The 17395-nt window shown below is 70.7% G+C and carries 10 protein-coding genes; 3 read left to right on the top strand and 7 right to left on the bottom strand.

Annotated elements, in window-relative coordinates; genetic code table 11:
• The first annotated feature begins 213 nt into the window (after positions 1-213).
• Entirely contained in the window at positions 214-2133 is a 1920-nt protein-coding gene (locus ORI60_RS42685; RefSeq protein ID WP_266043695.1) for a helicase-associated domain-containing protein, read from the top strand.
• A 52-nt stretch (positions 2134-2185) separates the two neighbouring features.
• Positions 2186-5059 carry an NACHT domain-containing protein gene (locus tag ORI60_RS42680; protein ID WP_266043694.1) on the top strand — a complete coding sequence of 958 codons (2874 nt, stop codon included), beginning with the start codon at positions 2186-2188 and terminating at the stop codon, positions 5057-5059.
• On the opposite strand, the gene ORI60_RS42675 is transcribed toward ORI60_RS42680, so the two are convergent.
• The 4 genes from ORI60_RS42675 to ORI60_RS42660 form a co-directional block, all read right to left on the bottom strand.
• Positions 5049-5861 (bottom strand): DNA/RNA non-specific endonuclease, encoded by an 813-nt coding sequence (locus ORI60_RS42675; protein ID WP_266043693.1) that lies wholly within the window; start codon positions 5859-5861, stop codon positions 5049-5051. The two genes, ORI60_RS42680 and ORI60_RS42675, sit on opposite strands and share 11 nt — an antisense overlap.
• Before the next feature lie 229 nt (positions 5862-6090).
• Entirely contained in the window at positions 6091-7419 is a 1329-nt protein-coding gene (locus ORI60_RS42670) for a SulP family inorganic anion transporter (protein WP_266043692.1), read from the bottom strand.
• A 12-nt stretch (positions 7420-7431) separates the two neighbouring features.
• Complete coding sequence (locus ORI60_RS42665; RefSeq protein WP_266043691.1) at positions 7432-7905, bottom strand: carbonic anhydrase; 474 nt, start codon at positions 7903-7905, stop codon at positions 7432-7434.
• A gap of 157 nt (positions 7906-8062) precedes the next feature.
• Positions 8063-8380: a hypothetical protein gene (locus tag ORI60_RS42660; RefSeq protein ID WP_266043690.1), complete on the bottom strand. Its 318-nt coding sequence runs from the start codon at positions 8378-8380 to the stop codon at positions 8063-8065.
• A 249-nt stretch (positions 8381-8629) separates the two neighbouring features.
• On the opposite strand from ORI60_RS42660, the gene ORI60_RS42655 reads away from it, so the two are divergent.
• Positions 8630-10705 carry a TIR domain-containing protein gene (locus ORI60_RS42655; protein WP_266043689.1) on the top strand — a complete coding sequence of 692 codons (2076 nt, stop codon included), beginning with the start codon at positions 8630-8632 and terminating at the stop codon, positions 10703-10705.
• Here the strand turns inward: ORI60_RS42655 and ORI60_RS42650 are convergent.
• The 3 genes from ORI60_RS42650 to gltB all read right to left on the bottom strand — a co-directional run bounded on the left by ORI60_RS42650 (position 10695) and on the right by gltB (position 17228).
• Positions 10695-11117: a hypothetical protein gene (locus tag ORI60_RS42650; RefSeq protein WP_266043688.1), complete on the bottom strand. Its 423-nt coding sequence runs from the start codon at positions 11115-11117 to the stop codon at positions 10695-10697. The two genes, ORI60_RS42655 and ORI60_RS42650, sit on opposite strands and share 11 nt — an antisense overlap.
• Positions 11118-11206: 89 nt before the next feature.
• A complete protein-coding gene (locus tag ORI60_RS42645) occupies positions 11207-12712 on the bottom strand; it encodes a glutamate synthase subunit beta (protein WP_266043687.1) in 1506 nt (501 codons plus the stop codon).
• The gene (gltB, locus tag ORI60_RS42640; RefSeq protein WP_266043686.1) at positions 12705-17228 is read right to left on the bottom strand and encodes a glutamate synthase large subunit; all 4524 of its coding nucleotides are present in this window, start codon (positions 17226-17228) and stop codon (positions 12705-12707) included. Before gltB ends, ORI60_RS42645 begins: the two co-directional genes overlap by 8 nt.
• Positions 17229-17395: the final 167 nt, after the last annotated feature.

The following is a 17395-nucleotide window of genomic DNA, read 5'->3' as shown; positions in this document are numbered from 1 at the left end:
GCGTGCGGAACACCGTCACCGACAAGCCCGTGAACACCGGCACCCACTCCGGCCGGTCCGCACTGATCACCTGCTCCACACCAAGATCATCGATCACACCTAGACGGCGTTACGGGACAACCTTTAGACGGCGTTACGGGACAACCTTTAGGCGGATCGCCCATGTGCGTGAAAATTCGTTTGAGAACGCACAATCAGGCCATAATTCGACGAATGCCCCGCCGTATCAACGCGCTCGCGACCTGGCTCCTCCAACTCGGGCCGGACGAGGTGGCCGCGATACTCCTGCACCGCCGCGACATCGCCGACCGCTACATCCGGACGCTGAAGGACCTGGCGACGCAGCTGACCGACTCCGAGTCGGTGCACGCGGCGGAGGACACCCTGGACCAAGGCGCGCTCGACCTGCTCGGCGCGATCGTCGCGCAGAACAACGCCGGAACGGCCGAGACGGTGTGCGCCGAGCTGCGGTGCTCGGCCGGCGACTTCGAGCGGGCGTTCGGTGAGCTGAAACAACGGGCGCTGGCCTGGCCGGAGGGGTCTCGGCTCATCGCGGTGAACTCCGTGCGGGCCAACGGGGCGGCGCAGGACCGGCTGACGCCGCGGCCCAAGGCCCCCGGCAGGCGCAGGGCGTCCGAGATCTCGCCGATCGTGGCCGCGATGTCCACTGTGGACGGAGTGGCGCGGCTGCTGGCGCACTGCGAGCAGGACACGTTCGACGCCCGCTACACCGGAGGCGTGGCGACCGTGGAGATCCGGCGCGTCGCCAGGGCCCTGCGGGTCTCGGACGGCGTGCTGCGGCTGTGGCTGGAGCTCGCGGCCGAGGCCCAGCTGGTCGGGGTGGAACGGTCCCGGCTGCTGCCGACCGAGCACGGTGACGCGTGGCTCGGCTCGCAGCCGGGGGCACGGCTCTCGGCGCTGGTCGCGGCCTGGCGGCGGATGGACTGGCGGCCGGAGCCGGACACGGCGCGGGCGGCGCTGCGGGACTACCCCGGTGCCGCCGGACTGGTGCTGCGGCGCGGTGCGCTGGAGCGGTTCTCGGCGCAGGAGGCCTTCACGGACGTCGGCGAGCTGGTCGCGGACCTGGCCTGGGAACGCCCCGCCGTGCACGACCCCAGGGCGACGGCGGCGGTGATCGGCGAGATGGAGTCGCTGGGCCTGGTGGCCGGTGGCGCGCTCACGCCGCTGGGGTCGGCGGTGCTGCACGACGGTGACGTCGACGCCGCCGCGGACGCGTTGATGCCGCCGGCGACGGAGAAGGCCGCGTTCCAGACGGACATGACCGCGGTCGTGAACGGACTGCCGTCGCCGGAGCTGAGCGCGACGCTGAACCTGGTGGCGGATCTGGAGGACAACGACGCGGCACGGGTGTGGCGGCTCTCCGCCGGTTCGGTGCGGCGCGCGCTGGACTCGGGCCTGTCGGCCGACGAGGTGCTCGCACGGCTGGAAGCGGTGTCGGAGGCCGCGCTGCCGCAGGTGATCGAGTACCAGGTGCGGGACGTGGCGCGGCGGCACGGGCAGCTCACCGTGACGGACGTGGCGAGCTGCGTGCGGTCCTCGGATCCCCTGCTGCTGCAGGAGATCGTGAAGTCGAAGCGGCTCGGGTCGCTGAAGCTGCGGTTCCTCGCGCCGACGGTGCTGGCGTCGGACCGGCCGATGACGGAGACGCTCGCGGCGTTGCGCCGGTGCGGCTACGCGCCGACCGGGCTGGACGCGGGCGAGAAGTCCGTGGTGGAGACCGTCGAACGGCTGCGGGCGCCGGCCAGGGGCGCGCGCCGCCCGGAACGGTCGTGGCGCACCGAGATGGACGACCTGGAGCTGACCCGGCTCGCGGTCCGGCTGGTCGAGCAGGAACGGCCGAGCGCGGGACGGGGCACCCCGCGGGCCAGCGCCGCGCGGATGCTGCGCGACCAGAACGTCTTCCTGCGCGACGACGAGGTGGTGCTGCTGTCGTCCGCGCTGGTCGACGGGAGCCGCGTCGAGATCAAGTACGCGAGCGGGCCGCGCAGGACCGAGACGCACGTGATCGTGCCGGCCAAGCACCTCGAAGGAGTGCTGACCGCGGACTGCGACGACGGCACGAGCCGGGAGTTCTCCGTCGGGCACGTCCGCAAGGTCGCGCTGCCGGAGTGAACAGCTGGTGAAGTCCGCTCGGGCCCGGTGATCACGTGCTGATACTGGGAACGTGGCCGACCCGTTTTCCGCCGGACTGCTGATGGTGCTGGAGACCGTGCTGGAGCGCGTGCTGCTCGGTCTCTTCGACGTCGTGCACAAGGGCGCCAGGGACAAGAAGCGCCGGCGCGAGCTGACCAGGCCCGGCCCGCTGGTCGAACGGGTCAGCGCGGAGCTCGCGCGCGGTGAGCTGAGCGCGGTCGAGGAGCACGAGTGGCGGGCCGCGGTGGACGCGGTGCGGGAGTCCATCGAGGCGTCGCTGCCGTTGCGTCCGGACGAGGCGCTGCGGGTCATGCTGACACCCGAGTCGCTGCGCGCCCACGTGATGGCGAGGTCCGTGGCGATCCGGCGGGCGGCGGGGCTGTCCGACCAGGCGACGGCGGTGTACGACGCGCTGTTGCTGCGGGTGTGCGTCGCGGTCGTGGAGCTGGTGTGGTCGCAGCCGGAGTACGCGCGGCGGCTCTCGGTCGAGATGTTCCGGATGGGCAGGGCGACCGCGGACGCCGTGGCGCGGCTCGCCGACCAGCAGCAACTGGCTCTCACGTCGTCGCACCGGGACTTCGAGGACCGGTACGCCGAGCAGGTCGCGCACGCCCTGGGCGGGCTGGAGCTGTTCGGGGTGTCGCGCGGCAGGGCGCCGCGCAGGCAGTCGTTCGACACCTCGTACGTGTCGCTGGCGGTCGCGCGGGTCGGGGACACCGACGAACTGACCGGGGCCGGGCTGCCGGTGGCGGCGGCGCTCGCGGACACACCTCGGGTGCTGATCCGGGGCGGTGCGGGCGCGGGCAAGACGACGTTCCTGCGCTGGCTCGCGATGAACGCCCTGGGCGAGACGCGGACCTCGGGCGACGAGTGGCTCGGGCTGGTGCCGTTCTTCGTGCCGCTGCGGCAGTACGCGACGCTGCCGAAGCCGGAGGAGTTCATCTCGTCGACGGCCTCGATGATCGAGGAGGAGAAGCCGTCCGGGTGGGTCACCGCGCGGCTCGGGGAAGGACGCGCGCTCGTCCTGGTCGACGGCGTGGACGAGCTGGTGTGGGAACGGCGCGCAGAGGCCCGGCTGTGGCTGGAGAAGCTCGTCAAGGCCTATCCGCGGGCCCGGTACGCGATCACGACCCGGCCGGCCGCCGTGCCGGAGGACTGGCTGGAGGACCTGGACTTCGCCGCGTTCGACCTGTTGCCGTTGAGCGACAAGGGAGTGCGCGACTTCGTGGAGGCCTGGCACACCGCCGCCCGCGACGCACCGGGGCTGTCCCGCGACGCGCGGGTGTGGCTGACCGAGTGCGAGGCGCGGCTGGTGGCGACGCTGGTGAAACGGCCCGACCTGCGGCGGCTGGCGTCGAGCCCGTTGCTGGCGGGGCTGCTGTGCGCGTTGCACCAGGACCGGAACATGCACCTGCCACGCGATCGGCGGTCGCTGTACGAGGCGGCGCTGGACCTGCTGCTGGTGCGCTGGGACGAGGACCGCGGGCTCGCGCTGCCGTCGTTCTCCAAGGAGGAGCAACTCGTTCTGCTGCAACGGTTCGCGTACTCGCTGGTGCGCAACCGGGAACTGATGGTGCCGCGTGAGGAGGCCGTGCACCGGCTCGGGAACGCGATGCGCGGGCTGCGGTCGCACGACGTCGACCCGGACGAGGCGATGCAGCGGTTGCTCGAACGGGCCGGGCTGCTGCGGGAGGTGTCCTCGGAACGCGTGCAGTTCGTGCACCGGACGTTCCGGGACTACCTGGCGGCCAAGGAGGTCGTGGACGCCGGTGACCTGAACCTGCTGGTGGACAGGGCACATCTGGACGAGTGGCACGACGTCGTGGTGATGGCCGTCGCGCACGCACGTCCGCGCGAACGGGCCCGCGTGCTGATGGACCTGCTGGCGGGCAACGACGACACGCGCAAGGACGAGCGCGGCCGGGACAAGCTGCGGCTGCTCGCGCTGGCGTGCCTCGACCAGGCGGACGTGATCGAACCGGAGACCGCGCGGGCACAGGTGACGGCCGCGGCCTCCTCGCTGATCCCGCCGAAGAGCTTCGCGCACGCCGACGCGTTGTCGGAGGCCGGGTCGTTCGTGGTGGACCTGCTGCCGGGCCCGGAGGCCACCGGGGGCTCGGCCCAGGCCGCGTACATCGTGCGGACGCTGGCCAACATCGGTGGCGAGGGCGCGTGGGAGCGGATCGCGGAGTTCGTCGCGGTGGACCACACCATGGTCATCGACGAGCTGCTGCGGGCGTGGCGGAACACGCCGGACGCGGAGTCCTACGCCAGGTCCGTTCTGTCCAAAGTGGATTTCGGTGACCGGCGGGTGGACGTCCGCGGCTGGCACCGGATCCAGTTCATCATGCACCTGGAGAAGCTGCGGCACGTGCGGTGCATCGGCAACATCAACCCGCTGGACCCGTTGGGCGCCATGCCTTCGCTGCACCGGCTGGAGCTGTGGCAGAACGAGGTCATGCGCGACCTCTCGCCGCTGAGCCCGTCGCGGTCGCTGAAGGAGCTGCACCTGAGCCGGTGCCGTCCGCTCGGCCGGATCGACCTGGCGCCGGTGAAGGACCTGGACGAGCTGCACCTGCACTTCAGCCGCGTCGACCTGGCGTCGCTGGAGGGCGGTTCGCTGCGGCGGCTGCGGATCCGCGACTCGGGCACCGACGAGGGGCTGGAGGCGTTGCCGGCGTTGCCCGCGCTGCGCGAGCTGGCGGTCGACCACCGCCCGCCCTACCCGCTGGCTGGGCTGGAGCGGTGGCCGACCATCACGACGCTGGAGGTGTTCGGGGTGCCGGCGGCGGACGACCTGCGCGCGCTGCCCGCGCTGGAGCACCTGGTGGTGCACCAGCCGGAGTCACCCGCCCTCGTGGACGAACTGCGTCAGGCCCTGCCCGGCCTGGTCGTCACCACCTGATGTCGGCGAGGCTGTCGAGCGGCTTGCGCTCGGTCTCGTCCAGCAGCTGCACCGACGCGGTGTCGGCGGCGTGCAGCTCGGCCGGGAAGGTGAGGCTCACGCGCTTCTCCAGCTCGGTCAGCGACACCTGGAACACCCGGAACTCGTCGAGGTCGAGGGCCTCGGCCAGCACGATGTTCTGGGTGAGCAGGAACGCGCTGCAGCGCAGCTCGCCGTCCACCACGAACGCGATCGCCTTGTAGAACTCGCGCGGGATCGCGACGGCGCGGAACACCCTGTCGTCGGCGTTGAAGACCGGTCCGCCGTAGACGCTGACCTTCAGGTTGTCTACGTCGACGTCCGCGAGCACCGCGTCCTCGAGCCTGCCCCAGAGCCCTTCCTTGGTGCTCTGGTTGAAGTCGTCCATCTGCGGCGTGATGTTCGTGAAGAAGAACGAGTCCCTGTTCGCCTTCTGCGCCTCGGCCTTCGGGCCCCAGCACAGGTCGGCGCGGCGGGCGAGGTGGCCGCGGTCGAGCCGGTTGTCGCGGTAGAGCTCGTCGCCGGTCTGGAACTCGGCCGGGACGCGCGGGTCCTTGACGAACGGGATGTTGTTGCGGCTCAGCGCCTTCATCTCGCCACCGTCGATGTTCCACGCGACCCAGCTCGCGAACTTGCGGGACTTGCTCATGGCGAGCGAGAAGTGCGTGTAGTCGATCGTGGTCGAGCCGTCGAGCTCGACCGCGTCGGCCGCTCCCGACTCGGTGAGGACGGGGATCCCGGCAGCCGTGCCGAGGAACTTCGCGTCGAAGCCTGCGCTGGTCATGTGTCGCCCCCTACTGGTTCATCTGCTGGGTCGACATCTTCCACAGGGCTGTTAGCCGGATACACCCGAACGGCCCAGTGTTCACCAGTTCTTCCCGAAGAGTGCGGAGGGGCGGGGGGGGCCCCCCGGGGGGGGGGGGGGCCACCCCCCCCCCGCCACCACGCCCCCACCCCCCCCCCCCCCGGGCGCCCGCCCCCCCCCCCCCCCGGCGCCCCCCCCCCGCCTCCCACTACCTGCCGACCAGCTCCACGGTCCTGCCCGCTCGCCGGGACTGGTCCACCCACTGGTCGATCGCCTGCCCGCAGGCCTGGTCGAGGTGCCGGACCCCGCTCAGGTCCATCCGGACGTGCTCCCGGTCCACGCGGTCGAGCTCGTCCAGCAGCACCGGCAGCCGCAGGAACGTCGCGTTGCCGCGCAACGCCACCCCCTCCGGCGTCACGACCACCGACAGCCTGGACACGTCCCAGGCCGTCTTGATCACCGCGGCCAGCAGGCCGGCCACGGTGCCGGTGAGCAGGTCGGTGCCCACGATGAGGCCCGCGGTCAGGACGAAGACGAAGCTCTCGGCCTTGTCCGTCCGCCACGACGCGACCACCTCGCGCAGCCCGAGCAGCTTCCACCCGGCGTGCACCAGCACCGCCGCCAGCACGGCGACCGGGATCAGCGTCAGCAACCCTGGCAGCAGCACCACGAACAGCAGCAGCCAGAAGCCGTGCAGCACCCGGGACGCCTTCGTCCGGGCCCCGGCCGACACGTTGGCCGAGCTGCGGACGATCACGGCCGTCATGGGCAACGCGCCGAGCAGGCCGCAGATCGTGTTGCCCACGCCCTGCGCGACCAGCTCCTTGTTGTACTGCGTGCGCGGCCCGTCGTGCATGCGGTCGACGGCGGCGGCGCTGAACATCGACTCGGCGGACGCGACGAGGGCGAACACCACCGCCGTGCCGACGACCCCCGTGTTCAGCAACGAGAAGTCGGGCAGGTGCACGTCCGACGACAGCGTGCCGACGGTGATCCGCTCCACCGGCGACTCGAACACCGCCGCCAGTCCGGTGCAGACCACCACGCCGACCAGGATGCCCGGCACGATGCGCAACGGAGTTCGCTGCCACAGCAGCATGATCACCACCGTCAGCAGGCCGAGCGCGAGCGCGGTCGGCGACACGGTCAGGTGCCGGAGCTGGCCGAAGATCAGCACCAGCCCGATGCCCGCGAGCATGCCCTGCACCACGGACGGGGAGATCGCGCGGAACCAGCGCCCGCACCTCGCTAAGCCCAGCACCACCTGCATCAGGCCGGCGCCGAGCACGATCACGCCCAGCGCCGCGATCCCGTGCCGGGAGACGGCGTCCGCCACCAGCACCGTCAAACCGGCGGCCGGTCCGCTCACCTGCATCGTGCTGCCCGGCAGCAGGCCGACGACGATGCCGCCGACCACGCCGGTCACGATGCCGAGTTCGGCCGGCACCCCGGACGCCACCGCCACGCCCACGCACAGCGGCAGCGCCACGAGGAACACGACAACCGATGCGCCGAGATCGGTCCAGTACTTCTTCATCACGCCGGACCCCTACAGCGGAAGGAACGCGTGCTCGGCACACGCGGAGACCTGGCCGGTCTCGATGTCGTAGAACCAGCCGTGGACCCGCAACGCGCCCGAGGCGACCTTGTCGGCCACGAACGGGTACGCCAGCAGGACCTCCAGCTGGGCGCGCACGTGGCCCTGCCCCTCGGCACGCATCGCGGGGTCGGAGGGCTTGCGCGGCCGTCCGGGACGCAGCCAGCCGCGCATGGCGGGCAGGTGGTCGATGCCGCCGCCGTGCAGCGCGCCGACCGCACCGCAGTGCGAGTGGCCGCAGACGACGATCTCGCTGACGCCGAGTTGCAGCACGGCGAACTCGATCGTCGCCATCTCACTGGTGGGCGCGGTCAGCGAATAGGGCGGGATCACGTTGCCCGCGGTGCGGAGCTCGAACAACGAACCGGGCTCGGCGCCCGTGATCGCGGCCGTCACGATGCGCGAATCGGCACACGTGATGAACATCGTGCTGGGTTGCTGACCTGCGGCGAGCTTGCGGCCGAGCGCACTGGAACGCGTTGCGGCGTGTGCGCGGGCATGCTGAACAAAGCGATGGAAGTCCATGGGAGTCCCTCACTGCGAAGTGAAAAAGTGTTCGATTGACCGGATGACTGGGGACCGATCAGTTGCGGAACACCTGCAACGCGGGAGGTGTGCGCCAGACCACTATTGGTTCGGCGTTGGACACGAGTACGAGAACTCCGGGAACGACGCGCGGGGTGAACACCCGGAAGAAGGTCGGGCCGGCCTCTTTGGACGTGCGGTCGACGGACGCGACCAGCAGGCGCAGGCGGCTCGGCTCACGTTCCTCGCGGGGCGCTTCCTCCTTGGGGGCGGAGGTCTTCGACTTCGGCGGCGGCGCGCCGACCGACACGGTCGACACGGCCGGGGTGAGCACTGCGCACAGGGCGACGACGACAGCGAGAAGAACACTGCGCATGCTTCACCCCCCGACCGAGTTGATCTACAGCTATCAGTTTCGCCCGAACTGGACAACCTTCGCGATATACGAGACTGACTTCGCCCGCATCACACACAAGTTTCACCCGAAAGTTTTTCTGGTTTCACGGAAACGTACGTATGCACAGAGTGATCCTCGCGCGTTGTAGATGTGCCAATTAGTGGACAACCGGCCACCGATCCCTGCCAGATCTGCACAATCGGTGACCGAATGCCAAAGGAGGCCGTCGTGGCGAGGGTTTTCATCAGCCACGCGACGCAGAATGTGGCGATCGCGACACAGATCCGGGACTGGCTCGACCAGGACCACGAAACTTTCCTGGAAGTTCATCCCGACGACGGGATTCAGGTGGGTGAAGCGTGGCGCGAGCGTTTGCACCTCGAACTGCGCAAGGCCGACGCCGTCGTGTGCGTCGTCAGCGAGGCATCGGTCGTGTCGAGCTGGTGCACCGCCGAGGTCGCCATCGCGGACGCGCTGGGGTGCCTGCTGCTGCCGGTCCAGCTCGGTGGCGTCATCCACCCGTTGATCAGGCACCTCAACCACATCCCGCACACCACCGCCCGCGAGCACCTGGAGAAGGCGCTGCGGCAGTTCGACGCCGGTGGCCGCAAGCTCGCGAAGGACCAGGAGCCGTTCCCCGGCCTGGACGCGTTCACCACGGCGTTGAGCGCGGTGTTCTTCGGACGTGACGCCGAGACCCGCGCGCTCGCCCGCCGGGTGCGGCGCGCGCCCGGCCTGCTCGCCGTCGTCGGCCCGTCCGGCTGCGGCAAGTCGTCACTGGTCAGGGCCGGCTTGCTGGCCCAGCTGGCGGACGACCCGCGCTGGCTCGTCATGCCGCCGTGGCTGCCGGGCAACGACCCGCTCGACGCGCTGGCCCGTGCGGTGCGCAAGACCGCCGGCCGCGCCGGCCTGCGCTGGACGCTGGCGGAGACCAAGGACCGGCTCGTCCTCGACGGGCTGCGCGGCGTGGCCCAGGAGCTCGTGGACGAGGACCGCAGGCTGCTGATCACCATCGACCAGGCCGAGGAGCTCTTCACGCGCGCCGGCGAGAAGGACCGCCAGGTAGTCGCGAGCCTGCTCAGGGAGGCGCTCGCGGACAACGTGCGGGTGGTCGTCACGCTGCGGTCGGAGTTCCTGGACGACCTGCGGGCGCTGCCCGAGCTGAGCGGCGTCCACCTCGGCGGTTACGTGCTGGCGCCGCTGGCGAGAGAGGTGCTCAACGTCGTCATCACCGGCCCCGCCCGCGTGGCCGGGCTCAAGGTGCACCCCGAGCTCGTCGCGCGGCTGGTCGAGGACACGGCGAGCGGCGAAGCGCTGCCGTTGCTCGCGTTCACCTTGCAGCACCTGGCGATGGGAGTGCCCCGCGGCGGCACCCTGTCCAGCGAGCGGTACGAGCACCTCGGCGGCGTGCACGGCGCGCTGGCCCGGCACGCCGACGACGTGCTCGACAGCGCCGTGGCGGAAACCGGGACGGGCAAGGAGGAACTGCTCGCCCGGCTCGCGTCCCTGGCCACCCTCGACCACACCGGCAGTCCGACCCGCAAGCGCGTCAGCCTGGCCCAGCTGGACTCCCGCACCCGCGCCGCGTTCGAGGTGTTCGTCCGGCACCGCCTGCTCACCGCGAGCGGTGACCAGCAGGGCCGCTGGATCGGCGTGGCGCACGAGGCGTTGTTCACCGAGTGGCTGCCGCTGCGCGACGCGATCGGCGAGCGCCAGATCGGCCTGCGCGCGGCCCAGTCCGTCGAGCTGGACGCGTCGCAGTGGATCGAGGGCGGGTGCGCCGACCACCTGCTGCTCAACGAGGACACGTTCGCCGCCATCTCGCCGCTGGTGGCCGACGACGACCTCTCCCCCTACGCCCTGAGGTTCCTCGCCCTGAGCCGCGACCGGATCCACACGCTGCGCAGCGAACGCCGGAGCGACCGCAGGCGCACGGTCAGCTGGCTGGCGGTGTTCCTCGTGGCCGCGGTCGGCGCGGCGGGACTCGCGGCCGTCCAGTGGTACGACGCGGGCGTCGACCGCGACAGGGCGACGGCACGCGCACTCGTCGCGCAGGCACAGGTCGCGCGCGCCTCGTCACCGCGGCTGGCACTGCGCCTCGGCCTGACGGCGCACGCGGTGGCACCGAGCCCGGACACGAACGCCGAACTGGCCCACACGTTGCTCAGCTCGTTCGGGGAGGCGTCGCCCGGTGGCCTGTTCGCCCGCGCCTGCGAGGTCGCGGGCGGCGGCCTCAGCCCCCACGAGTGGCGCCAGCACCTGCCGGAACTGGTCTACCGCGACACCTGCGGCGCTAGCGGGTGATGCCGAACTTCTCCTCGACCATCCGCCAGAACGCGGGCACGGCCTCGGCGACCGGATACCGCTCGATCACCCGGCGTCCCCGCTTGCGCTTCTTGCGGCCGTAGAAGGTCAACACGAAGCAGCCGTCGTCGACGGGTGCCATCGGTGACGGCGCCAGCACCTTGATCGTCTCGTAGTGCCCGTTCGTCGTGTCCAGCGACACCACGACGAGGTCGTGCATCGAGGTCGTCACTCCCAGGTGGTCGGCCACGCCGCTGTCGAGCACGCTGGCGACGACGTCCGTGAGGTACTGGTGCGACGCGAAGCCGTCGTTCTCCCGGCGCAGCTCGTCGAACCACGCCGCCACCGCATCCCAGGTCGTGCCTCTGAACTCGCCCCGGATCGACGCGAACGCGAGCGGAGGCTCCTCCACGGGTGCGAACCTGGTGAAAGGCGAACGCCCCGCGCGACGTCGTTGTCGCGCGGGGCGTCATGCTGCTCTCCGGTGGTCGGACGCCGTTGTCAGACCACTGCGAGCGGAAGCTGGTTCGGGATCACCGGCGAAGGCAGGTTCGAGGAACCCGTGAGGAAGCTGTCCACGGCGTTCGCCACGGACCGGCCCTCCGCGATGGCCCACACCACGAGGGAAGCGCCGCGGTGGGCGTCCCCGCAGACGAACACGCCGGGCGCGGTCGTCTGCCAGTCGGAGCCGCACGAGATCGTGCCGCGCTGCGTCAGCGAGATGCCCAGGTCGTCGAGCAGCCGCATGTGCTCGACGCCCTCGAAGCCGATCGCCAGCAGCACCATGTCCGCGGGCAGGACCTCGATCTCGTCGCTCAGCGGCACCACCCTGCGGCGGCCGGACGAGTCCTTCTCGACGCGCACCTGCTGCAGCTCGATGAAGCGCACGTGACCGTCGTCGTCACCCACGAAACGCTTGACCGCCACGGTGAAGCGGCGCTCGCCGGCCTCCTCGTGCGCGGGGTACGTGCGCAGGATGTGCGGCCACACGGGCCACGGCGAACGGTCGTCGTCGCGGACCGACGGCGGCATCGGGTACTGGTCGAGCTGCGTCACGGACAGCGCGCCCTGGCGGGTCGCGGTGCCGTAGCAGTCGGCGCCCGTGTCGCCACCGCCGATGACGATGACGTGCTTGCCCTCGGCCGAGATCGCCGACGGGCCATCGCCCTCGACGGCGCGGTTCGCGGGGACCAGGTGGTCCATCGCGAGGTGCACGCCCTTGAGCTCACGTCCCGGAGTCGTCTTGTCGTCACGGCCGCGCAGCGCACCCACGGCGAGCACGACCGAGTCGAACTCGGCGCGCAGCTCCTCGACGGTGATGTCGACGCCGACCTCGCAGCCGGTGACGAACTTGGTGCCCTCGCGGCGGAGCTGCGACAGGCGCCGGTCGAGGACCTTCTTCTCCATCTTGAACTCGGGGATGCCGTAGCGCAGCAGGCCACCGAGCCGGTCGTCGCGTTCGTACACCACGACCTCGTGGCCCGCGCGGGTCAGCTGCTGCGCGGCGGCCAGTCCGGCGGGACCGGAACCGACGATCGCGACGCGCTTGCCGGAGGACACCGTGGCCTGGGCCGGCTGCACGTAGCCGTTCTCCCACGACACGTCGGCGATGGTCTCCTCGACCCGCTTGATCGCGACGGCACCGCCGGCGTCGTGCGAGATGGCCAGCACGCAGGCGGCCTCGCACGGTGCCGGGCACAGACGACCCGTGAACTCCGGGAAGTTGTTGGTGGCGTGCAGGCGGTCCGAGGCGAGCTCCCAGTCGCCGCGGCGCACCAGGTCGTTCCACTCGGGGATCAGGTTCCCGAGTGGACAGCCCGCGGTTCCGCTGTGGCAGAACGGGATGCCGCAGTCCATGCACCGCGTCGCCTGCGTGCGCACGGCGGCGTTGCGCTCCGCGGGTTCCTCGCGGAGGTAGACCTCGTTCCAGTCCTGCAGTCGTTCCGGCTTCGGGCGCTTCGGCGCGTCCGAGCGGGTGTACTTCAAGAATCCCTGTGGATCAGCCACGAGACGCCTCCATGACAGCCGCGTCAACGTCCCGGCCCTCGGCGCGCGCGAGGCGCATGGCCTCGAGAACGCGCTGGTAGTCACCGGGCATGACCTTCGTGAACGCACCGGCCCGACGGGTCCAGTCACCGAGCAGCGAGGCGGCGACGGCGGAGCCGGTCGCCTCGTGGTGCTTGGTGACGGCGTCCTTGAGCCAACGCAGGTCCTCGGCGCTGAGGCGCTGCAGATTCACCATCTCCTGGTTCACCGACAGGGGATCCAGGTCGAGCACGTACGCGATGCCGCCGGACATGCCGGCCGCGACGTTGCGCCCGGTCGGCCCGAGCACCACGGCCCGGCCACCGGTCATGTATTCGAACGCGTGGTCGCCCACGCCCTCCGCCACCAGCAGCGCGCCGGAGTTGCGGACGCAGAAGCGCTCGCCGACGCGGCCGCGCAGGAAGATCTCACCGGAGGTGGCGCCGTAGCCGATCACGTTGCCCGCGATCACCTGGTCCTCGGCGCGGAACGGCGCGTCGTCGTGCGGCCGGACGATGATCCGCCCGCCGGACAGGCCCTTGCCGACGTAGTCGTTCGCGTCGCCGACCATCTCCAGCGTGATGCCGCGCGGCAGGAACGCGCCGAGCGACTGCCCGGCAGAGCCGGTCAGCTTGACCCGGATCGTGTCGTCCTCCAGGCCCTCCCCGCCGTAGCGGCGGGTGACCTCGGCGCCGAGCAGCGTGCCGACCGTGCGGTTGACGTTGCGGACGGGCAGTTCCAGGGTGACCTGGTGCGCGTCCTCCAGCGCCGCCTCGGCGAGCTGGATCAGCGTGCGGTCCAGGGCCTTGTCGAGGCCGTGGTCCTGGTCGCGGATCTTGCGCTTCGCCGTCGGGTACGGGGTCTCGGGCACCTCGAAGACCGGGTCCAGGTTCAGGCCCGCGGTCTTCCAGTGCTCGATGGCCTCGTCCTTGTCGAGCAGCTCCGCGTGACCGACGGCCTCGTCGATCGTGCGGAAGCCCAGCTCGGCGAGGATCTCGCGGGCCTCCTGCGCGATGAACTCGAAGAAGTTCACGACGTGGTCGGCCTGGCCGGTGTAGCGGGCGCGCAGGTCGGGGTTCTGCGTGGCGACGCCGACCGGGCACGTGTCCAGGTGGCAGACGCGCATCATCACGCAGCCCGCGACGATCAGCGGTGCCGTGGCGAAGCCGAACTCCTCGGCGCCGAGCAGCGCGGCGACCACGACGTCGCGGCCGGTGCGCATCGCGCCGTCGACCTGGACGGTGATGCGGTCGCGCAGGCCGTTGAGCAGCAACGTCTGCTGGGTCTCGGCGAGGCCGATCTCCCACGGCGTTCCCGCGTGCTTGAGCGAGTTCATCGGCGAGGCGCCGGTGCCGCCGTCGTAGCCGGAGATCAGCACGACGTCCGCGTGCGCCTTGGCGACACCCGCCGCGACCGTGCCCACGCCGATCGACGAGACGAGCTTCACGTGAACCCGTGCCTGCTCGTTCGCGTTCTTCAGATCGTGGATGAGTTGCGCCAGGTCCTCGATCGAGTAGATGTCGTGGTGCGGCGGCGGCGAGATCAGGCCGACACCCGGCGTGGAGTGCCGGGTGCGCGCGACCCACGGGTAGACCTTGAAGCCGGGCAGCTGGCCGCCCTCGCCGGGCTTCGCGCCCTGCGCCATCTTGATCTGGATGTCCGTGGAGTTCACGAGGTACTCGCTCGTGACGCCGAACCGTCCACTCGCGACCTGCTTGACCGCGGAACGCCGCTCCGGGTCGTACAGGCGCTCGCGGTCCTCGCCGCCCTCACCGCTGTTCGACCGGCCGCCGAGGCGGTTCATCGCGATGGCGAGGGTCTCGTGCGCCTCGGCCGAGATCGAGCCGTACGACATGGCGCCGGTGTTGAAGCGCTTGACGATCGAGCTGACGGGCTCGACCTCGTCGATCGGGATCGGCGTGCGGCCCTCGCTGCGGAACTTGAACAGCCCGCGCAGCGTGCCGCCCTGCCGGGAGATGCGCTCGACCTCCGCCGTGTACTGGCGGAAGACCTCTTCCTTGCGCGTCTTCGTGGCGTGCTGCAGCAGGAACACCGTCTCCGGCGTGAACAGGTGCAGCTCGCCCTCGCGGCGGTAGGAGTACTCGCCGCCGACCTCGAGCCTGCGGTGCGCGCGGTCGGTCGGGTTGTCCGGGTACGCGCGGCGGTGGCGCAGCGCCACCTCCTCGGCGAGCACGTCGAGGCCGGCGCCGCCGAGCTTCGACTGCGTGCCGGTGAAGTACTCGTCGAGCAGGTCGTTCGACAGGCCTACCGCCTCGAAGATCTGCGCGGCGGTGTAGGCGCCGACGGTCGAGATGCCCATCTTCGACATGATCTTCAGGACGCCCTTGACGAGCGCCTTGACGTAGTTGCGCACGGCCTTGTGCGCGGGCACGCCGGTGATGGCGCCCTGGCTGATCAGGTCCTCGATCGTCTCGAACGCGAGGTACGGGTTCACCGCGGCGGCGCCGTAGCTCAGCAGCGCGGCGACGTGGTGGACCTCGCGGCAGTCACCGGACTCGACGACGAGCGCGACGCGCAGGCGTTCCTTGGTGCGCACCAGGTGGTGGTGCACCGAGGAGACGAGCAGCAGCGACGGGATCGGCGCCATGCGGTGGTCCGAGTCGCGGTCGGACAGCACCAGCGTCCGGGCGCCGTTCGCGATGGCCTCCGACGCCTCGCGACGCACGCGCTCGATCGCGGCGGCGAGGGCCTCGCCGCCGCCGTCCACCTCGTACAGTCCGGAAAGGACCGTGCAGGCGAAGCCCGGCAGGTCGCCGTCGTCGTTGATGTGGATGAGCTTGGCGAGCTCGTCGTTGTCGATGACCGGGTAGTCGAGCGTCACGTGGCGGCACGAGACGGGGCCGGGGTCGAGCAGGTTCTGCTCGGGGCCCATCACGCGCTTGACGGACGTGACGATCTCTTCGCGGATCGCGTCCAGCGGCGGGTTCGTGACCTGCGCGAAGTTCTGCACGAAGTAGTCGTAGAGCAGCCGGGAGCGCTGGCTGAGCGCGGCGACCGGGGTGTCCGTGCCCATCGAGGCCAGCGGCTCCATGCCCATGATCGACATGGGCGTGAGCAGGATCCGCAGCTCCTCCTCGGTGTAGCCGAAGGTGAGCTGGCGGCGCACGACGGACTCGTGGCTCTGCACCACGTGCTCGCGGTCCTGCAGGTCGGCCAGGTCGAGCAGGCCCGCGTGCAGCCACTCGTCGTAGGGCGACTCCGAGGCCAGCGACGACTTGAACTCCTCGTCGTCGATGATGCGGCCCTGGGTGGTGTCGACGAGGAACATGCGGCCGGGCTGCAGGCGGCCCTTCGCGACCACCTGGTCGGACGGCACGTCGAGCACGCCGGTCTCGGACGCCAGCACGACGCGGCCGTCGGCGGTCTGCCACCAGCGCGCGGGGCGCAGGCCGTTGCGGTCGAGCACCGCGCCGACGAGCTCACCGTCGGTGAACGTGACGCAGGCCGGGCCGTCCCACGGCTCCATCAGCGACGCGTGGAACTGGTAGAACGCGCGGCGCTTCGGGTCCATCGTGGCGTGGTTCTCCCACGCCTCCGGGATCATCATCAGCACCGCGTGCGGGAGGCTGCGGCCACCGAGGTGCAGCAGCTCCAGCACCTCGTCGAACGACGCCGAGTCCGAGCCGTCCGGGTTGCAGATCGGGAACAGCCGGGCGAGGTCGCCCGGGATGAGGTCGCTGTCCAGCAACGCCTCGCGGGCGCGCATGCGGTTGCGGTTGCCGCGGACGGTGTTGATCTCACCGTTGTGAGCGACGAACCGGAACGGGTGCGCGAGCGGCCACGAGGGGAAGGTGTTCGTGGAGAAACGACTGTGCACCAACGCGATCGCCGAGCGGAGGCGCTCGTCGTGCAGGTCGGGGAAGAACGCCGGCAGCTGCTCGGTCGTCAGCATTCCCTTGTAGACGATCGTGCGCGACGACAGCGACGGGAAGTAGACGCTGCCCTCGTGCTCGACCCGCTTGCGCAGGCAGAACGCCAGGCGGTCGAGGGCGATGCCGGCCTCGTCGCGCGTGCCCTTCACGAACAGCTGCGCGAAGTGCGGCGCCACCGACATCGCGGTCGGCCCGACGTTCGCCTTCTCCGGGTCGACCGGGACGTCGCGCCAGCCGAGAACCACGAGGCTCTCCTGCTCGGCGATGCGTTCGATCTCCTGCACCGCGTCGGCGCGTTCTTCGGGTTCAAACGGCAGGAAGGCGATTCCCGCGGCGTACCGGTCGCGTTCCGGGAGCTCGAACTCGACCACAGCACGCAGGAACTCGTCCGGCAGCTGCAGGAGGATGCCAGCACCGTCGCCCGACGTGGGCTCGGCGCCGGCGGCGCCTCGGTGCTCCAGGTTGGCAAGCGCTGTCAAGGCATCGCTGACGATGCCGTGGGAACGCCTGCCCTGGATGTCGGCCACCATGGCGACGCCGCACGCGTCGCGCTCATCAGCCGGGTCGTAGAGACCCTGGGGGCCGGGGATGGCGGAGAAGATCACTGCGCAGACCTCCTTCGTCGTCCTCGCTAAAGAACAAAGTCCTCGTGCTCAGACCTCGAACCAACAGGTGGGAGCACGGGACGACGATGGCCCGCGTGTTGACGCGACTTTAACAGCCGCGAAACCCAGGGACACCCGCCAATGGGTGATCTAGGTCATCAAACTGT

Origin of the sequence: Lentzea sp. NEAU-D7, from assembly GCF_026242055.1 — a bacterium.
Lineage (GTDB): Bacteria > Actinomycetota > Actinomycetes > Mycobacteriales > Pseudonocardiaceae > Lentzea.
The sequence above is the reverse complement of the archived record's forward strand: the minus strand, read 5'-3'. Positions and strand labels throughout refer to the sequence as shown.